Origin of the sequence: Pseudoalteromonas sp. SG45-5, from assembly GCF_014164085.1 — a bacterium.
Lineage (GTDB): Bacteria > Pseudomonadota > Gammaproteobacteria > Enterobacterales > Alteromonadaceae > Pseudoalteromonas > Pseudoalteromonas aliena.
In genome coordinates this window covers 49,218-67,785 of the sequence record NZ_JACJEM010000022.1, presented here as the reverse complement: position 1 = coordinate 67,785, position 18,568 = coordinate 49,218, and the positions used below count along the sequence as shown (strand labels likewise).

At 39.2% G+C, this 18,568-nt stretch carries 15 protein-coding genes and 1 pseudogene; 11 read left to right on the top strand and 5 right to left on the bottom strand.

Features of this window, described 5'->3' with window-relative positions; genetic code table 11:
* Positions 1-144 (top strand): annotated as a pseudogene (locus tag H5119_RS20455) (IS982 family transposase); the annotation flags it as partial.
* 22 nt (positions 145-166) lie between these two features.
* Here H5119_RS20455 and H5119_RS09225 read toward each other — a convergent pair.
* The gene (locus H5119_RS09225; RefSeq protein ID WP_138584296.1) at positions 167-346 is read right to left on the bottom strand and encodes a DUF6435 family protein; all 180 of its coding nucleotides are present in this window, start codon (positions 344-346) and stop codon (positions 167-169) included.
* Between the two features lie 220 nt (positions 347-566).
* On the opposite strand from H5119_RS09225, the gene H5119_RS09220 reads away from it, so the two are divergent.
* From H5119_RS09220 to H5119_RS09210, 3 genes are all read left to right on the top strand, one after another.
* Entirely contained in the window at positions 567-1,610 is a 1,044-nt protein-coding gene (locus H5119_RS09220; protein WP_182702015.1) for a flavin reductase family protein, read from the top strand.
* The gene (locus H5119_RS09215; protein WP_182702014.1) at positions 1,607-2,659 is read left to right on the top strand and encodes an acyl-CoA desaturase; all 1,053 of its coding nucleotides are present in this window, start codon (positions 1,607-1,609) and stop codon (positions 2,657-2,659) included. The genes H5119_RS09220 and H5119_RS09215 overlap by 4 nt, the downstream gene beginning before the upstream one ends.
* A gap of 146 nt (positions 2,660-2,805) precedes the next feature.
* Positions 2,806-3,849, top strand: coding sequence for a branched-chain amino acid aminotransferase (locus H5119_RS09210; protein WP_182702013.1), 1,044 nt, complete (start codon positions 2,806-2,808; stop codon positions 3,847-3,849).
* A 76-nt stretch (positions 3,850-3,925) separates the two neighbouring features.
* Here H5119_RS09210 and H5119_RS09205 read toward each other — a convergent pair whose 3' ends face one another.
* Entirely contained in the window at positions 3,926-6,466 is a 2,541-nt protein-coding gene (locus tag H5119_RS09205; protein WP_182702012.1) for a TonB-dependent siderophore receptor, read from the bottom strand.
* A 383-nt stretch (positions 6,467-6,849) separates the two neighbouring features.
* Positions 6,850-7,164 carry a DUF962 domain-containing protein gene (locus H5119_RS09200; RefSeq protein WP_182702011.1) on the bottom strand — a complete coding sequence of 105 codons (315 nt, stop codon included), beginning with the start codon at positions 7,162-7,164 and terminating at the stop codon, positions 6,850-6,852.
* 161 nt (positions 7,165-7,325) lie between these two features.
* Between H5119_RS09200 and H5119_RS09195 the strand changes: the two genes are divergently transcribed.
* On the top strand, positions 7,326-9,482 hold the full coding sequence (locus H5119_RS09195) for a prolyl oligopeptidase family protein (protein WP_182702010.1): 2,157 nt from the start codon (positions 7,326-7,328) through the stop codon (positions 9,480-9,482).
* A 65-nt stretch (positions 9,483-9,547) separates the two neighbouring features.
* Here H5119_RS09195 and H5119_RS09190 read toward each other — a convergent pair whose 3' ends face one another.
* Positions 9,548-10,837, bottom strand: a complete 1,290-nt coding sequence (locus tag H5119_RS09190; protein WP_182702009.1) for an anti-phage deoxyguanosine triphosphatase — start codon at positions 10,835-10,837, stop codon at positions 9,548-9,550.
* A 171-nt stretch (positions 10,838-11,008) separates the two neighbouring features.
* Between H5119_RS09190 and H5119_RS09185 the strand changes: the two genes are divergently transcribed.
* The 5 genes from H5119_RS09185 (at position 11,009) to H5119_RS09165 (ending at position 16,226) form a co-directional block, all read left to right on the top strand.
* Positions 11,009-11,815, top strand: a complete 807-nt coding sequence (locus H5119_RS09185) for a glucosaminidase domain-containing protein (RefSeq protein ID WP_182702008.1) — start codon at positions 11,009-11,011, stop codon at positions 11,813-11,815.
* Positions 11,808-12,476, top strand: a complete 669-nt coding sequence (locus H5119_RS09180) for a DUF2987 domain-containing protein (protein ID WP_182702007.1) — start codon at positions 11,808-11,810, stop codon at positions 12,474-12,476. Before H5119_RS09185 ends, H5119_RS09180 begins: the two co-directional genes overlap by 8 nt.
* Positions 12,477-12,841: 365 nt before the next feature.
* On the top strand, positions 12,842-13,882 hold the full coding sequence (locus tag H5119_RS09175) for a hypothetical protein (protein WP_182702006.1): 1,041 nt from the start codon (positions 12,842-12,844) through the stop codon (positions 13,880-13,882).
* A 266-nt stretch (positions 13,883-14,148) separates the two neighbouring features.
* Positions 14,149-14,871 (top strand): response regulator, encoded by a 723-nt coding sequence (locus H5119_RS09170; RefSeq protein WP_182702005.1) that lies wholly within the window; start codon positions 14,149-14,151, stop codon positions 14,869-14,871.
* Between the two features lie 80 nt (positions 14,872-14,951).
* Positions 14,952-16,226, top strand: a complete 1,275-nt coding sequence (locus H5119_RS09165) for an ATP-binding protein (protein WP_182702004.1) — start codon at positions 14,952-14,954, stop codon at positions 16,224-16,226.
* Between the two features lie 89 nt (positions 16,227-16,315).
* Here H5119_RS09165 and H5119_RS09160 read toward each other — a convergent pair whose 3' ends face one another.
* Positions 16,316-17,206, bottom strand: coding sequence for a TIGR01777 family oxidoreductase (locus tag H5119_RS09160; RefSeq protein WP_182702003.1), 891 nt, complete (start codon positions 17,204-17,206; stop codon positions 16,316-16,318).
* A 172-nt stretch (positions 17,207-17,378) separates the two neighbouring features.
* On the opposite strand from H5119_RS09160, the gene H5119_RS09155 reads away from it, so the two are divergent.
* Positions 17,379-18,416 (top strand): AI-2E family transporter, encoded by a 1,038-nt coding sequence (locus H5119_RS09155; protein ID WP_182702002.1) that lies wholly within the window; start codon positions 17,379-17,381, stop codon positions 18,414-18,416.
* Positions 18,417-18,568: the final 152 nt, after the last annotated feature.

The window sequence follows — 18,568 nt, the reverse complement described above, 5'->3', positions numbered from 1 at the left end:
TCCTTCATTGAACATTCGAGACATCGGAGTATGAACGGCTTTATGTTGAATTTAGTGGCTGGATTGGTGGCTTATTGCTTTAAAGAAAATAAGCCACACCTTAATTTAACTGACGTAGAGCTTAACGCATTAGTTATCGCTTAAGCAGATCTCAGGTTACATACATTTATTTGTTTTTTTTAGCTTCAAGCGCTTCTATATCACTCCATATTTTTTCGGCTTCTGCGCTTAACATAGCGTAGCTTTTAATATCGCCTTTACGCTGTGCCTGCATGCCTTGCTCTAGTTTTATATCGTATTCTTTGCGTAATTTTTTTGTTGGATCTGATTTAAATATCGAAAACATGCTTACTCTCTTAATAAGTTTTAATGTATTTACTCAATGAGTATACATACGATTCATCGCGGGAAATCGATTTTTTAAATATAAAATAGTCCTGCAGTTAACAATTGAATAATTACGTTATTAGGGTTGAAAACTTGAAATTTGAGCGTACACTTGTGCGCTGAAGTTTGGGCGTACACGTGTAAGTTCAAAATAATTAAGATTTGATAGAGATTTAACCATGATGACTCAAGTATTAAACCAATTTTCAAAATGGTTTTTACACCATCAAAGTTTTAAAGGCTACATAGAGCCCGTAATGCAGGTGTTTAAACCTGCGTGGCGTGCAGGGCAGTTTAGAGCGCAAGTAGTTAATACAAAAGTGCTTGATGGCGACTTTTTAAGTGTGCAACTTAAGCCAAGTAAACAATGGCCTACACATACATCAGGGCAGCATATAAGTTTAACGCTTGAAATTAATGGGCGATTATTAACACGCGTTTTTACCGTGGCTTCAAGCGCTCAGCAATTTAAAAATACTGGGTTAGTGCGTTTGCTGATCAAAACAAATGCGCAAGGGCGCTTTACAGGTTTACTCAGTAGCGCATTAAAAGCGGGTTTGTGGTGCAATATTTCTGCGCCAAACGGCGACTTTGTATTTAAAAATACACATACACCGGCTACTTTTGTTGCCGGTGGGTCGGGTATAACACCTATGCTGGCCATGCTTGATGATTACTTAAGCCAAACGATGCAAAAAGTGTCGTTAGTGTATTACGCAAAAGCCACTGAGCATCAATGTGTTGATGAGCTGAGTGAGTTTGCGGCGCAATTTGAGCATTTTTCGTTTTTATTATTAACGCGCGAGCAATCAAGCGATATAACCAGCAATATTAAGCCGTGGGGAAACCCAGACATTTATTGCTGTGGTCCTGCAGCATTTATGCAAACGGTGGGCGATTTTGCTAAAACGCATAGGCTAAATTACTACCAAGAGGCCTTTGGTTTGGCGCTGCCTACCTTAAACGATGACAGCCAATTCAATGTAAAAATTAACGCCAGTGCCCATGTTGTATCGGGCAACGATGTTTTACTGACTCAGTTTGAAGTAAAAAAGCTACCCGTTAAACGCGGTTGTGGTATTGGTATTTGCCATCAATGCCAATGTATTAAAAAGTCAGGCGTGGTACGTAATTTAAAAACAGGTGAATTGAGTGACAACGGTGAGCAGTTAATCCAACTTTGCGTAAGCCAACCTGTTAGTGATTTGGAGTTACAATTATGAAAAACATTAACTATGACATGCTCGCAAGCGAGCTAGATGCCATTAAAATAGATACCCTTGGCAAAGTAGGCCAACAAGATGCTGACTACATTCGCTCTGTTATTCGCAAACAGCGAGTGTGTGAATGGAGCGGGCGAATTTTGCTAATGCTTGGTTTTATTCAGCCATTATTGTGGGTTGCAGGCGTGTTGCTATTAGCGCTTGCTAAAATTTTAGACAATATGGAAATTGGCCACAATGTAATGCATGGTCAATACGATTGGATGAACGACAAGCAACTTAACTCACAACATTATGAGTGGGACATAGCGTGCGATGGACAAAGCTGGCACCGCGTTCATAACTTTGAACACCATACGTATACAAATATTATTGGTAAAGACAGAGACTTTGGTTATGGTTTGTTGCGTTTAAGCGATGATTTTAAGTGGCGTTTTAAAAATGTATGGCAGTTTTTTACGTATATTAATTTAAGTGTGCTATTTCAGTGGGGCGTGTCGTATCACGAGTTGGCTGCAGAGCGTGTTTTTATTGGTAAAAAGAAAGAAAACCGTGAAGGGCTTGTTTCACACTCTACATTAAAGCATCGCTTTTTTAGTAAAGGCGCTCGCCAGTTAATTAAAGATTATGCGATATTTCCGTTACTTGCAGGGCCTTTATTTTTATGGGTATTAGCGGGTAATTTAGTAGCAAACTTAATCCGTAATTTATGGACGTCGACCATAATATTTTGTGGTCACTTTACTGAAGAAACGCAAACCTTTAAACAAGAAGACTGCGTAAACGAAACCCAAGGGCAGTGGTATTACCGCCAAGTGTTGGGCTCGTCTAATATTAAAGGGCCGCATTGGTTTCATGTTTTAACAGGGCATTTGAGCTGTCAAATAGAGCATCATTTATTTCCTGATATGCCGTCTTCGCGCTATCAAGAAGTTGCACCACAAGTACAAGCTGTTCTGAAAAAACACGGCATTGATTACCATACGGGTGGTTTTTTTAGGCAGTATACGTCTGTGTTAAAACGTATTATTAAATATTCGTTTAAATAAATTTAGCAAACAAAATAATCCAATGCGTAATTGTGCATTGGATTTTTGTTTATAGTGCACAATCACGGCTGATTTATGAACAGCATATGCAAAAAAATCTTCAGGTTAATTAAAAAAGCCTTACTTTAGCTATGGTTAAATGATGCATGAATGTCATACAATGGAGAAAAATAGACCACACAAGAGAGATTAAAATGGCCGCATTTGGTACTGTGTTTATGCCGCAGATGATTCAAGCACGTTTTTCTGATAATAAATGGAGCGAAAGCTCAATTGTCCCTTGCGATAAACTTGAACTTCATGCTGGTGCGCACGTTCTTCATTATTCAAGTACATGTTTTGAGGGATTAAAAGCTTTTCGCCATGAAGATGGTTCTGTTTATCTTTTTAGAATGGATGCAAACATTGCACGTATGCAACAAAGCTCAGCGCTTTTAAGCTTACCGAGTTTTGATAGCGATATGCTAAAAACCATGATTATTGATATTGTTCGTCAATACGCTGATGAAACGCCATTACCACCGGGCTCTATGTATATTCGCCCAACACACATTGGTACTGAAGCTGCCATTGGTAAAGCGGCAGCGCCATCGATGAGCTCACTTTTATATACATTGCTTTCGCCAGTAGGTGATTACTTTGCAGGTGGTGCAACTGCACTTCGCGTACTGCTTGAAGAAGATGGCATGCGCTGCGCCCCGCACATGGGTATGGTAAAAAGTGGTGGTAACTACGCCAGTGCACTAGCACCCATTAGCGCTGCGCGTACTAAGTATCAAGCTGATCAAATTTTATTTTGCCCAGGTGGCGACGTGCAAGAAACCGGCGCGGCTAACTTTATTTTAATTGATGGCAACGAAATTATTACTAAAGCGCTTGATAGCACGTTTTTACACGGCGTTACACGCAACAGTATTTTAACCATTGCTAAAGATTTAGGTATGACGGTAAGCGAGCGTAACTTTAGCGTTACTGAGCTGCTAGAGCGTGCTGCTAAACCAGGTACTGAAGCGGCGCTTTCGGGCACTGCAGCTGTACTAACTGCTGTGGGTACGTTTATTCATAACGATAAAGAATATAAAGTAGGCACTGGCGAGCCAGGCCCAACTACTGCGCGCCTTCGCCAAGCATTGAACGATATTCAATGGGGTAAAAGTGAAGACAAGCACGGCTGGTTAACTAAAATCTAATTATGGATTTGATTCTAACTTGCATTAAAAAGCCACCTAATCAGTGGCTTTTGTATTTTTAACTACTTTAAGCTGCTTAGAACTTCATTTCTATTTTTCCGTACACGTAGCGTCCGTTAAATCCATATGGTGAGAAGCTAGAGTATGCAAATAATCGTGAGAAGGTTGTTAAATCGTCAACATTTTCACGGGTTGCATCTGGGTAAACATCAAGAATGTTATTAGCACCTAAGCTAAGCGATACGTTGTCAGTAAGCGAATAGGCGACATCTAAGTCAGTTATCCATTTAGGCTTGAGTACTTCATTACGTTCAGGGTTATCGGAAGGGTCTTGTGTTTCACCGTAACGCGTTGTTCTAAGCGTGGTGCGCCACTGATCTATATTCCATGTTGCGCTAAGGTTGTACTTGTTGCGTGGGGTGCTTACTTCAAAGCGACGCAGTTCGTTACCAGAGAACAAGTTGTCTTGATCGAATCCTGCACCTTGAAGCTCTGCTGGTGGGTCGATAATATTTGTTACTTCATTTTTACCGTAGTTGTAACCTAGGTTAAAGGCTAAATCGCCATAACCATCAGTTGCTACATTATAAGAGGCAACCACATCAACACCACGGGTTTTACTGTCAATTGCATTTAAGAAGAAACGACCTTGGTTAGCGCCTGTGCCTTGAAGTAAATCGGCAATAGCATCGCCCGATAAGTTGTTTGATAGCACGATTCGATCATCAATTAATATTTGGTAGTAATCAACTGATAAGCTGAAATTAAAGTCGGTAGACCACGTAAAACCAGCGCCATAGTTGGTTGCTTCCTCGGCATCAAGACCTGGGGAGCCAAGCGCTTTTGCTACATTACTGCTTGGTGCAAACGTGCCAGTTTCGGTTGGTTCGCCATCAACAAATACAGTGGCTACTGAGGTAAAGTATTGCTGCTGCAAAGAAGGCGCTCTAAAGCCAGTAGAAACAGAGGCCCGCAGTGCAAAATCCTCAGTTAACGAATAACGAGTAGCAATTTTACCATTAATAGTATCGCCAAAGTCTGAGTAATCCTCAAAACGAGCGGCAACGGTTATGTTCCAATCATCAGCAAGGTAAGTTTCGAGATCTACATATAAGCTCACATTGTGACGGCTGTTATCCCCTTCTGATTCTGGTGTAAAACCAGGAAATACTTGTGAACCCGCAGCCCCAAATGGGCCTTGTGCATATGAGGCTTCTTCGCCGGCATCTATTTGGTAACCTTCTCGGCGATACTCAGCACCTATGGCTACGTTTACAGAGTTTTCTAAAAAGCTTATGTTTACTTCACGACTAAAATCAACGTTGAAAGTGAGTTGATCGTACGTAAGTGTACCTGCGTCAAATGTGGTTTGGCTAGTAGGGCCGTATGAGGTATTTAAACTATTAGTAACACCAAACTCAAATGCATCTTGGCCATATACTGCTGATACGTCGTAGTTCCATTCGCTTACAAAACCTTTAACACCCAGTGCAAGTGAAAAGTCATTTATATCGGAGGTAATAACCGGTAAAAAACCATCGGGGTAAATTTCTTTTACGTTACGGCTATCAATTGCACGGCGATAAAAACCACTGCCTTCGCCTTCTCGTTTACTGTAAGAGCCAAATGAATATAAATCGGCATCGTTTGTTAACTGGTAACCTGCGTTATAAAAAACAGAAAAATCTTCAACATCACCATTACCAAAATTATGGTTGTAGCGATTGACGGTAAATTCGCGTCGGTCGAGCACACCATTGTCTGAACCATCATCTAATCGTGCGTAGTTTTCACGTTGGTCGTAGTCTGAGCGATTAGTTGAATGGCGGTCTCGGTATTCTGTTGAGATATTTAAAAAGCCGTTTTCGCCTAGTTCAAAACCCATATTGCCTTGTAGCGTTAATGTTTGGCCGTCGGTTAACGAGCGATCGCTGCCCTCGGTAAATGCTAAATCACCGTTACTGTCTTCGGATACCGACTTTAGCGCCGGCACGCCATCCATTTGCGTTACGTTAGCACCGTAGTTAGCCGAAAATGAGCCACCGCTGCTGGCATTCTTAAGTACAATATTAATAACACCAGCTATTGCATCAGAGCCGTATTGTGCTGCTGCGCCATCACGTAGGACTTCAATTCGGGCAATTGCATTTGCCGGTATCGCATTTAAATCAACGGATGATGAACCACGGCCTGTTGAACCATTTAAGTTCAGCAACGCGTTGCTGTGTCTACGTTTGCCATTCACAAGCACTAATGTATGATCGGGTGCTAAACCACGTAGTTGCGCTGGACGTACATGGTCGCTACCATCAGTAAGGGATGCTTGCGGAAAGTTAAAGCTTGGTAATAAGCTGCTTAGCAGTGCATTTGTTTCTGTTTGACCTGAACGATTAAGTGCATCAGCCCCTATGATATCAATAGGCACGGCGCTATCTTCGACTGTACGACCTAATCGCCTTGAACCTATCACACTTATTTGCTCGATGTTTTCCTCTGCTTTAATATTTTGCTCAGCGGCGCTTACATTAAGCGAGCCTAGTAGTGCTGCAGATGCGCTCATTGCAAGTAGTATACGTGGCGCAGATTGTTGCAAGTTAAATAATGGCTTTTTATTCATGTTTTATTTCCTTTATTTGAAAATCCATTAAATTATTCTAATTGTTTACAAGAAAGCGAGTAAACCTCTTTGTTACTTTGAACATATACTTGATTAACAAAGTGTGTCAATCGCATTCAATTAATCTAGGTGCTTTTATACCTATATTTAAGCAATCTTTAGTTAACAAATAATGGAGAGTAAATTACTAAGGAAACAATAGAAGCTGCTTGTTTTGAGTCGGTAGGTAATTGTAAAAAAGATTATAAATGAACTCAAAGATCTAAAACCATTAAGTTAATTAATATTTAATGGTGATGCTATAAATAATTGAATACTTTTAGTTTGTATTTTAAACAGTGAAACAGTGCATTTCTTATAAGTAAATCAGTATAACAATATGGCTAAAATTTAATTCTACCAATCAGTATGTCTTTAAACATGACCCAATCTCCCCACAAACTGTAAAAAGGGTGTTTAAAAGTAGCAGGGCGATTTTTTTCAAAAAAGAAATGTCCTACCCAAGCAAATCCATAGCCGATTAAAGGTAATAACCATAATAAAGTATATTGTGATTTTATTAAGGCGATTGCTATTACGACAATGACCAATTTACTGCCAATAAAGTGCAAACGGCGGCAAATAACATTACGGTGTTCTTTTAAATAATAAGGATAAAAAGCGTTAAAGTTTTTGAACTTAGGATGTGGATTTTCCATATATAGCTCGTTTATTATTTTAATGAGGATCATGGGCTATTAAAGCCTAAATTTACATTTGTTTACAACGATAAATGGCATTGACCGCATCTAAATAGACAAAAGTGCTGAAAGTTAATAGCTTAAGCTTACTATCAATAATAAATGAAGCGGAACTAATAATGTTAAAGCAAACTCTAGCATGTGCAGTAATTATTGCACTTAGCGGTTGTTCAGAGCCAACTAACACAGCAGCCAAAAAAGAAGTACAAGCACCAATGAAGCAAGTAAATTCAGTTATTTACCCAGAGACTAAAAAAGGCGATGTAGTTGATACTTATTTTGAAGAGGCCGTAGCTGACCCATATCGTTGGCTAGAAGATGATATGAGCAGCGAGACTGCCGATTGGGTTACAACACAGAATAATTTAACGTTCTCGTATTTGGAGCAGGTGCCTTATAGAGATAAGTTAAAGCAGCGTCTTGAAAAACTAATGAACTACGAAAAAATAGGGCCTCCGTTTAAAGAAGGTGATTACACCTATTTTTATAAAAACGATGGTTTGCAAAACCAATACGTTTTATATCGCAGCAAAGATGACGGCAAAGTTGAAGTATTTTTAGATCCGAATACGTTTAGTGACGATGGCACAACGTCTATGTCGGATTTATCATTTTCAAAAGATGGCTCTTTGCTCGCGTACCAAATATCTGAAGGCGGTAGTGATTGGCGCAAAATTATAGTTATTGATACCAAAACAAAAAAGCAAGTTGAAGAAGCCCTTGTTGATGTTAAGTTTAGTGGTATTGATTGGCTAGGCAACGAGGGTTTTTACTACTCAAGTTACGAAAAACCAAAAGGCAGTGAGCTTTCTGCAAAAACGGATCAGCACAAAGCCTACTACCATAAGTTAGGCACTAAACAGCTAACTGATCAAGTTGTATTTGGTGAAACAGATGCGCAAAAACATCGTTATGTTAGCGCTGATGTAACACATGATGGCCGTTATTTACTTATTTCAGCAAGTACATCTACTTCTGGCAATAAGCTGTTTATAAAAGACTTAACAAAAGAAAACAGTGGGTTTGTAACGGTGGTTGGAAATACTGATTCAGATACATCAGTGGTTGATAACGAAGGCAGTAAACTGTTTTTAGTGACTAACCTTAATGCACCAAATAAAAAGGTGGTAATGGTTGATGCAAGCAATCCAAGCCCTGAAAATTGGGTAGACTTTATCCCAGAAACTAAAAACGTGCTAAACCTTACAAAAGGTGGCGATACCTTTTTTGCCAACTACATGGTTGATGCTATTTCGCAGGTAAAACAGTACAACAAAAAAGGCGAGTTAATTCGCGATATTACCTTACCAGGCGTGGGGACTGCACGTGGTTTTGGCGGTAAAAGAGATCAAACAACGCTATATTATTCATTCACGAATTACAAAACTCCAGGGACTACCTACACGTTTGATGTAACTACTGGTGAGTCGGGGGTATATCGCAAATCAGCAATAGACTTTAATAGCGATGATTACACGTCTGAGCAGGTTTTTTACACATCAAAAGATGGGACGAAAGTTCCGATGATTATTACCTATAAAACAGGTATTAAACTTGATGGCTCAAATCCAACCATTTTATATGGTTATGGTGGGTTTAATATTAGTTTAACGCCAAGTTTTAGTTCAACTACCGCAGTATGGCTTGAGCAAGGTGGAGTATATGCTGTAGCTAATATTCGCGGCGGTGGTGAATATGGTAAAGACTGGCATAACGCAGGGACTAAGTTGCAAAAGCAAAATGTGTTTGACGACTTTATTGCGGCAGCTGAATATTTACAAGATAAAAAGTACACGTCGAAAAATCGCTTAGCACTTCGCGGTGGCTCTAATGGTGGATTACTCGTTGGTGCAGTTATGACGCAGCGTCCTGATTTATTTCAAGTTGCGTTACCTGCAGTAGGTGTACTTGATATGCTGCGCTACCATACATTTACTGCTGGCGCCGGTTGGGCGTACGACTATGGTACCAGTGATCAAAGCAAAGAAATGTTTGAATACATTAAAGGTTACTCACCGCTTCACAATGTAAAAGCAGGCGTTGAGTACCCTGCAACCATGATCACCACCGGCGATCACGATGACCGTGTAGTTCCTTCTCATTCGTTTAAGTTTGCAGCTGAGCTTCAAGCAAAACAAACGGGCAGTAATCCTACGCTTATTCGCATAGAAACGAATGCAGGGCATGGTGCAGGTACACCGACGAGTAAAATAATTGATTTATACGCTGATATGTATGGCTTTACGTTATACAACATGGGTGTAAAGTCATTATAAAAACACTTTAAAAAATGAAAAAGGCTGAGTAAGTTTAATTTACTCAGCCTTTTTAGTGTTAGCTATTAGATAGGTGAAAACAATCGTTGATATGTTTTATAGGCGTATTCGTCGCTCATTCCACTTAAGTAATCACAAATTATGCGCATGCCTTGATTCTGTCTTTCGGCCTCTATGTATTGCGCTTGTGTTGTTTCGGGCAATAAACGCAGCGGATCGCTGGCAAACGCAGTAAATAACTCTATCAGTAAGTTTTGTCCTTTAAACTCTATTTGCTGCATTTCAGGATCGCGTATTAAACGTTGAAATACAAAATGCTTAAGTATTTGTAATACACTGTCGTATTGCGCATCTAATTTAGCGGTGTACTTTAAAATAGGGCATTCAAAGTCATCGTTTTGAATATCCAAATGTATATGAATAATAAAGGTATTAACTAGTTCACCAATAGCATCTTTACGCTCATAGTCATGTTTTGAAAATAAACGCTTAGTGAGCGAATCCAGCATATTATTTAACCACTCAAAGTTAAGTGTCTTTAATTGAGGTAATGCATGCGTTTGCCAGTCGTCTAAAGTGAGTACATGAGTTGCAATTGCATCTTCAAGATCGTGCACGGCATAAGCGATGTCGTCGGCATGTTCCATGATAGCGCTGTCGAGTGATTTATACGTTGTTTTAGCGCGATACTTATCAATTGTAGCGTGGTTACCCAGCAGTGCTTTATCGTTTTCACTTAGCGGCTCTACTATCCAATTGAATATGGCACTGTCGTCGTTATACACTCCTTTTGCTGGTCGCCAGTCATCGGCTTTTATAAACGCTCGAGGCATTGTTGAATCAGGAATTGTGTGCCAAAGCGTATTAATAAAGGCAGGGTATTTTATAAAGCCCAATAACGTACGACGAGTCAGATTCATTCCATGGCCATTACTGTAGGGCTCAAGTTTGGCTACAATTCGTAATGTTTGTGCGTTACCTTCAAAACCACCGTGATCGCGCATCATATAATTTAGCGCTATTTCGCCACCATGCCCAAAAGGCGGATGGCCAATATCGTGCGCTAAACAGAGTGTTTCTAGTAGTCCGCTTGATGGAAAGTGCGTAAAGTCGGTATGTTGCGCTTTTAAATGACGCAGTATGCCGGTACCAATTTGAGATACTTCTAAAGAGTGGGTAAGGCGTGTACGGTAAAAGTCGTTTAAACCAATGCCCATAATCTGGGTTTTGGCTTGTAGACGCCGAAATGCTGCTGCGTGAATAATACGAGAACGGTCAACCTGCCACGGTGAACGATTATCGTTAGGACGGTGTTTGTATTGATCTATTATTCGGCTTTGCCATTGTTTATCCATACTGCTCGCTCAAAAATAATTAGTAACGCTAGCAGTATACCCATGCACTTATAAATTGCGAATTAACACACAACATTAGTTATTCGCGTTTATAAAGTGGCTTAGGTATAATGACGATTCGTATGCGTGTGTATTAACCATGCATAATTAGTTGTTTGAAAGAGAGAGTACATGCTAAAAATTATTTTTCAGTTTTTGTTAACCGTCTTTTTTATATGGGCGCTTGCGTATCCATTTATACAAAGTGACGGTGTTGTATCGGATCAAAAAACGACTGAACAACCTAAAAAAATTAAGAAAAAAGAAAAACCACTGCACAATGTAAAATTACCAAAGTTTTCTGAGTTTAGTGATATAAAAGAAAAAAAACGAGCCTTCTTTGATTTTATTCGCCCACATGTAGAAGCCGAAAATAAAAAAATACTGCAGCAGCGAGCTAAGCTCGAAATAGCTAGAATGATGCTGCAAAATGATTTGTCATTAGAACAAAAGCAAAGCAAAGATATTGTTAAAATTTTAAAAACGTACGGTCTGCCAACAACACTTGATACATTAACGCTAACGCATGCTTTACGTCGTGTTGATGTTATTCCTAAAGAATTAGCGTTGATGCAAGCGGCTAACGAATCTGCATGGGGCACATCGCGTTTTGCACGCATAGGGCTTAACTTTTTTGGCCAGTGGTGCTATTCAAAAGGCTGTGGCATGGTGCCAAGACGCCGTAATAGCGGTGCAGCGCATGAAGTGGCTGCGTTTAAATCGGTAAGAGCGGCTATAAATTCTTATTTTAAAAATATAAACACGCATTCGGCCTATAAAGATTTACGCGTTATTCGCGAGAACCTACGCCTTGAGCAAAAAAAGATCAAGGCTACAAAACTAACGCAGGGTTTAATGTCGTATTCAGAGCGTGGTGAAGCGTACATTGAAGAATTGAACACCATGATCAACCAAAATAGAGCTTACTTTGATGAATAAACGTATTCTAACTTGCGCGAATGTTATCTCGTTGTTGTTGCTTAGTGCGACGGTATTTAACGCCAATGCGAGAGAGTTTGTAATGTCGTACGACGGTTTTTACGACAGATTAAAGGTCGTTAATAAAGGCGATTTTCAATATGCGCGAGTAAATTTTTATATTAGTGACATTGGCACAAACGAGTCGTGTGCAATAAAAAGCGGCACTATTTTAACCGAAAAAAACGAGTATCCGCTTAACTTTACCGATAAAGCCCAGCTATTATTACCGTTTGATAAGCAACTTGATAGCGATAAAGCCGTGATTGTAGTGGAGCCACAAAACCCTGCTCATGATTGCCAATTAAAGCTACAAATAGAAGCAAACGAACTAGAAGGTTTAGCGTTTTCAAAGCAATCGCTGTACATCGTTAACGAAGAACTTGATGAGCTGTTAACCGATTTGTCAGGATTTTTTGTAAGTAAGTTAATGTGGTTTTTACTCCCAGAGCAAAAGGGCGTTGCTGTTACATTTAAAAGCCCAGTCCAATTTGATGATAAGAACATTACGTGTGAAAAGTCAGTGTGCTACTTTGCCGTTGAAAATAGTTGGGAAGATGATAACGCAGTGCTTGGTGATATATCGCAGGTTTTAAAAGTAACACCATGGATTGTAAAATAGCCTGATTTACATAAGTGAAAGTGAGCAAAACATGGAAGCTTTGCTCGGTTTTGATTTATTCTTACAAGGATGTAAGTCATTAGAGTAACGCAGGAGCAGTTACCGAGCCCACTAGGTTACAAACCTCGCGTCGCGATTAAAGCGGCCCTAGATAGAACAAATTTTAATCCTAAAAGGTCAACAGGCCTAATATAAAAACCAAGTACACAGCTGAAAATTAAACCTATAAAGATCAACAATCCTTAAATTAATCGTTCTAACTCTGTTTGTAATGATTTTACATACATTCGCACGACAAACTCTCACTATTGTATGTGTAACCTTATATTTATACTGGCCCCACTTAAAGATAAACGGGCAGTATTATGAACAAATTAACTATTATGGCATTAACCGTCGCGACGACACTTTTATTGCAAGGGTGCGGAAGTAACTCAAAAAAAGTGACAACGCCTGTGATACCAGTAAAAACAACGACTCCTACCAATCCGACTTCACCTGTTGCTGTACACGCGATCCAGCCAGAAAATGTGTCTAAATATGTCGAAACATTTAAGCAAAATCAAGCTGAGTTAGAGCTACAAATTGAAGGTGTTAAGTTTGACATCAGCCTTGTAGATATCTATACCGACGACAACATAATTGCGGCTAAGTATAAAGATGGCTATTTGATGATAGGGTTTAACTTTGATAAAGAAGAGCCTGTCAACTCACTAACTGTACTGGAGAGTGATTTATCTTTTGAGCAAGCAATCGCAAACCCCGCTCGTGCATTAGATAGTACTTCTATTGATATTCAAGAGGACGGCGATAACGTCATTTACAGTGGAACAGTGACTGATCGTAAAACCAAAGGAATATTTAATGTTCGCTTAGTGTTTAATGAATCTCTTGTTAGTGGCGGTAGCAGCACTATTGAAGTTGCAGGAACAAAGGCCACCGTTAATGGTGATTTAGGGACTAACACCTATATACAAATGAGTGATTTAATTAATAACAATCCAGCGGTTGATACATTAATACTGCAGCAGATCAGCGGTTCGGTTAATGATGAAATTAATATGCATACAGGCCGATTAGTCCGTAATGCGCAATTAACCACTATGGTTGAAAGTGACTCTGCAATATATTCAGGTGGAGTTGATTTATTCGCATCAGGTGCAAAACGCGTATACACCCAAGGTGCTAAAGTAGGCGTTCATTCGTGGTGTTGTGTTAATGGTGTAACGGCTGATAAGTTAGGTCGAGACCATGCTGGTCACGGAGCGCAATTGACGTATTTTCGCGAAATGCTGGGCGCTGAGTTAGGACCTGAGTTCTACTTTTTTACTATTGAAGCTGCACCGTTTGATGGCGCACACGAAATGACAAAAGCGGAGTTAGATAAGTACTTGCTACAACCATAAACTCAAGTGAGTAAGCAAAGAGGTATCTGAATGTATTAATTTTTCAGTATTGTTTTGGGGCGGCTTTATCTAATTGGACTCAGCGCCCCTAAAACTTACTTAGCAGCGTATATTTAGCTTTTTGTATGGTATCGACTATGTATAGGAAAGAACGATACGGCTACAAATTTCAACCCACAAAGATAAACATGCCCTAATAATGTCTCTTTTTTATTTGTCTGTTATATTGATGCTTATGTTTTACTTGAATAACCTATCTTTATAAAATGTTAAATAATCAGAGTATTCTGTTGGTCGAAGATGACGAAAAGCTCGCATCTTTATTACAAGATTACCTTTCAAATTTTAATTTTGATGTTTACGTCGTTAATTCGGGATTAAGTGCTGTTGACAAAATATTACACACATCACCAACCTTGGTTATTCTTGATTTAATGTTACCTGGTATTGACGGTTTAGCTGTGTGTCGTGAGGTAAGAAGCCAATATTCAGGACAGATTTTAATGTTAACTGCCAGTGGTGACGATATGGACCAAGTGGCAGCATTGGAAATAGGAGCAGATGACTTTGTTCAAAAACCGATTCAACCTAGAGTGTTACTCGCTAGAATTAAGAATCTGTTACGAAGGAGTCAAAGCATTGAGAACCCTAAACAGATTGAAACTACTCAAAGCACAAGCAAAGAGAAAGTTTTTGGTGCGTTATGGCTAAATAATTCGTTGCAACGTTGTAAGTTAGCGGATGAGCTGGTGCCTTTAACGCCTTCTGAGTTTTCGCTGCTTTGGCAACTTGCGCAGCATGCAGAGCAAGTATTAAGCAGAGAAGAGTTGTTGAAATCGCTTAGAAGTGTTGAATACGATGGTTTAGATAGATCCATAGATAATAAAATAGCTCAAATACGAAAAAAGCTAAAAGACGATGCTAACCGACCACAAGGTTTAATTACCGTGCGAGGTAAAGGTTATATGTTTGTTCCTGATTTTTGGTAAGTTGTATCTATAAAATCGCGTACATTACACATTCCTGATTTAGGTTACGCTCTCATTTATATTTCAGGAAATTAGATTACATGACACGATTATTTGTTTCTTTATATTTAGGGCTTTTAAGCGCAATTTTTGTATTTTTTATTGTCGCGCATTTAATTAATACGTATCTTTATGTTGATGTTGAAAACATTATTAGAGCCGAAAATTTCACCTCGGAAGTTGCGCTACTTGAAGAGTTAGATACGCATATAACACCGCAAAGGCGTCAAATCTTATTAGATAAGATTGCAGAACATAATCAAAGTATTATCACTGCCGTTGAGTTAGATACTATCCCAGAACATATTCAATTGGCGCTTCAAAGTCAGCAAACTTGGTTTGATGATGAAGAGTTTGATTACTTTAAGGCGTTTACACCTGCGCGCTACTTTCAAATAAAAGAAAACATTGATCACACGTTATTGCAAATTGATGAAAAGGTTAATGATATTACTTTATTGATCTTAGTCAGTTTAATTGCTTTAAGCTGTTTTACTTGGCTGTTTGGCTTACACCAAAAGCTAAAAAAAATAGAGTCTACATTAGTTAATATTAGTCAGGGCGATTTGTCAGCAAGGGCGCCAACCAAAAAGCGCTTTCTGGTTGGGCGTGTTAATACTTGTTTAAATGAAATGGCCGATCAAATGCAAAAAATTCTAGGCAGCCATAAGCAGTTAACTCATGTTATAGCACACGAGTTCCGTTCACCACTTTTTCGTATGCAAATGATTTTAGAGATGCTGTTAACCGCTAAAAGCGAAAATAATACGGTACATATAAAGGCATTAGAAGATGAAATATTTGCTTTAGAGGATTTAGTTAATGAGCTATTAAGTTACGCGAAAATGGAGCGTGCGGAGCTTAAATTACAATTAGAAGAAACTCCGATTGAAGCGTATTTGCAGGGACTGCATGAGAAACTTTTAATTGAATGTAAACATCACTTGAAGTTGACGCATAAAACTGCTCCAACATTTAATGCATTGATAGATAAGACTTTGATTGAACGCTGCATCACGAATCTTGTGAAAAATGCAGATAAATATGGGGGGACTGAAATCTACCTCTCGGCGAGTGTAGCTAAAAATACACTTTTATTTTGTGTTGAAGATAATGGTGAAGGCATTGATATTGAATATCGAGCTAGTATTTTTCAGCCTTTTCATCAGCTTACTAATAAAGACAATAGCTTAGGTTTTGGCCTAGGACTGGCTATTGTTAACGAAATTATGATTTTACACAGCGGACAAGTGACTGTGACGGATAGTGAGTACGGAGGATCTAAATTTACTTTGATACTCCCGATAAAAATTTAAGGTTTACCGAATTAAAGCCACGGGTTAAACGCTCATATGGGCAAATAATTATTCACCCATATCATCAGTTTTGAAGTGTTTTATGCCAGCTAAACCAAACTCTCTAAAGCTGATTTGATATCGGGATAGTGAAAACGATAGTCATTCGCGAGGGCCTTATGAGGGGCAACAAATTGTCCTGTTGTTAGCAAGTCTGACATTTCACCCATTAGTAACTTCAACGCAATGCTTGGCATAGGGATGAACGCGGGTCGCGATAACGCATCACCTAAGCTTTTACTAAATTCAGAATTACTGACTGGATTAGGAGCAGTGGCGTTTATCGGACCTGATAGTTCAGGATGGCTGATAATAAAAAGTATCAGCTGAGTCATATCATCAATATGTATCCAAGACATACCTTGATCGCCGCTTCCAATTGGACCACCTAAACATAGCTTAAAAGCGGGTAACATTTTACTTAATGCACCGCCATTTTTAGCAAGCACGATACCAGTTCGCAATAAACAGACCCTGGTGAGTTCTGATTGTGCCAGCAGTGCGGATTCTTCCCAATCTTTACAAAGTTGATGACTGAATTCTGGGTGTGGATTGTCAAAATTTTCATCGATAAGGGTACTACTTTGTCGACCATAAAAGCCCACAGCACTGCCTGATATAAACGTATGTGGGGGAGTACTACAGACTTGAATAGCAGCACTAATTTGTTGTGTGATAACAATACGGCTGTCGCGTATTATTTGCTTTTGTTTGTCGCTCCAACGTTTATTAACTATGGGTTCGCCAGCTAGATTAATAACAATATCGACGTTATTAAAATCCACAGAGCTGATATTCTTTACGGTCTTAACACTATTGCCCAATAGTGCGCTTGCTTTAGCAGGGTTACGACTAAGTACTGTAACAGTATTGTCATCAAGTAACAAAGGGCATAAATGCTGCCCAATTAGCCCCGTCGCGCCAGTGATAAATATATGCATTATTGATCCTTATAATTAAGGTGATAGCAAGTGGTTAAAACATATACTCGCTAGTAAGCCGTTTTGCAAATTTATACGTTCAGCAAGCTTTTATGATCACTTGGTAATTATTTCATTTTATTGGCATTTGCCTTACACTGGGGCAAAATATTTTATAAAAAGGATTAATGAGTTGGCAGGTTTAACTGGAGTAAATAAAAGTCTAATCGTTTTTGCTGCATTAGTGGTTGTGCTCGCGGGTATAAAAGCAGCGAGTGTAATTATTATTCCCTTTATTTTAGCGGCGTTTATTGCCATCGTTTGTAATCCATTTATCAAGTTTTTTGCTCGCTATAAAATCCCTAAAGGGATTGCTGTTGTTTTGGTTGTGCTCATTATTGTTGGCTTAGGTGTAAGCCTTGGTGGGCTTGTTGGCCAGTCTATAAACGATTTTTCGCAGCAGCTCCCAGAATATAAAGCACAGCTTAAAGAAGAATTTGTTTGGTTGGTTGACTTAGCATCCAAGTACAACATACTTATCAATAAAGAGCAGCTGATCAATATGTTTGATCCTGGAAAAATGGTTGATGTTGCCACTAATATGCTCACCGGATTAGGTGGGGTTATGGCTAATATGTTTTTAATCATTTTAACGGTTGTTTTTATGCTATTTGAAGGGCCAATGTTAAGCCGAAAAATACATATGGCACTGGATGATCCCGATCGTAAAATGAAGCAAATAGATCGTTTTTTAGAATCTATAAATTCATATTTAGCGATTAAAACGTTAGTGAGTTTAGCCACCGGTATTATTGCCGCATTCTACTTATGGATATTGGATGTGGATTACTTTGTGTTATGGGGCGTATTGGCTTTTATGCTCAATTACATTCCTAATATTGGTTCAATTATTGCGGCTGTGCCCGCTATCTTATTAGCGCTTGTGACTCAAGGTCCCTTGGTTGCGGGGCTTGTGGCTGCAGGTTACTTAACTATTAATACGGTGATGGGTAATATTGTAGAGCCTAAGTTTTTAGGTAAGGGGCTTGGCCTTTCTACACTCGTCGTATTTTTATCCTTGATATTTTGGGGGTGGTTACTTGGCACTGTGGGTATGCTTTTATCAGTGCCACTAACTATGATAGTAAAAATAGGCCTAGAAGCCAGCGCAGAAGGTAGGTGGGTTGCCACTTTACTTGGCAGCGGCGAAGATGATGTTGCCAAAAACTAATTGATGGCTTTAACTACCAAGCGATGTAAATACTAGCGCAAGGTAGTTAAATGTTAAGTTATTGATGTTTAGATATAAAAGTTGCTCAACAAACGATTAAATTGACGCGATACCTGACTTGGTTGGTATTAGTCTACATTTGAGCGCTCTAT

What these genes read in the sequence shown, in the direction of transcription:
- H5119_RS09180 (WP_182702007.1), top strand. Translation starts at nt 11,808, where the DNA reads ATGAATAAACGTATTCTAACTTGCGCGAATGTTATCTCGTTGTTGTTG.
- H5119_RS09215 (WP_182702014.1), top strand. Translation starts at nt 1,607, where the DNA reads ATGAAAAACATTAACTATGACATGCTCGCAAGCGAGCTAGATGCCATT.
- H5119_RS09200 (WP_182702011.1), bottom strand. Translation starts at nt 7,164, where the DNA reads ATGGAAAATCCACATCCTAAGTTCAAAAACTTTAACGCTTTTTATCCT.
- H5119_RS09220 (WP_182702015.1), top strand. Translation starts at nt 567, where the DNA reads ATGATGACTCAAGTATTAAACCAATTTTCAAAATGGTTTTTACACCAT.
- H5119_RS09190 (WP_182702009.1), bottom strand. Translation starts at nt 10,837, where the DNA reads ATGGATAAACAATGGCAAAGCCGAATAATAGATCAATACAAACACCGT.
- H5119_RS09175 (WP_182702006.1), top strand. Translation starts at nt 12,842, where the DNA reads ATGAACAAATTAACTATTATGGCATTAACCGTCGCGACGACACTTTTA.
- H5119_RS09210 (WP_182702013.1), top strand. Translation starts at nt 2,806, where the DNA reads ATGAATGTCATACAATGGAGAAAAATAGACCACACAAGAGAGATTAAA.
- H5119_RS09195 (WP_182702010.1), top strand. Translation starts at nt 7,326, where the DNA reads ATGTTAAAGCAAACTCTAGCATGTGCAGTAATTATTGCACTTAGCGGT.
- H5119_RS09160 (WP_182702003.1), bottom strand. Translation starts at nt 17,206, where the DNA reads ATGCATATATTTATCACTGGCGCGACGGGGCTAATTGGGCAGCATTTA.
- H5119_RS09225 (WP_138584296.1), bottom strand. Translation starts at nt 346, where the DNA reads ATGTTTTCGATATTTAAATCAGATCCAACAAAAAAATTACGCAAAGAA.
- H5119_RS09185 (WP_182702008.1), top strand. Translation starts at nt 11,009, where the DNA reads ATGCTAAAAATTATTTTTCAGTTTTTGTTAACCGTCTTTTTTATATGG.
- H5119_RS09165 (WP_182702004.1), top strand. Translation starts at nt 14,952, where the DNA reads ATGACACGATTATTTGTTTCTTTATATTTAGGGCTTTTAAGCGCAATT.
- H5119_RS09205 (WP_182702012.1), bottom strand. Translation starts at nt 6,466, where the DNA reads ATGAATAAAAAGCCATTATTTAACTTGCAACAATCTGCGCCACGTATA.
- H5119_RS09170 (WP_182702005.1), top strand. Translation starts at nt 14,149, where the DNA reads ATGTTAAATAATCAGAGTATTCTGTTGGTCGAAGATGACGAAAAGCTC.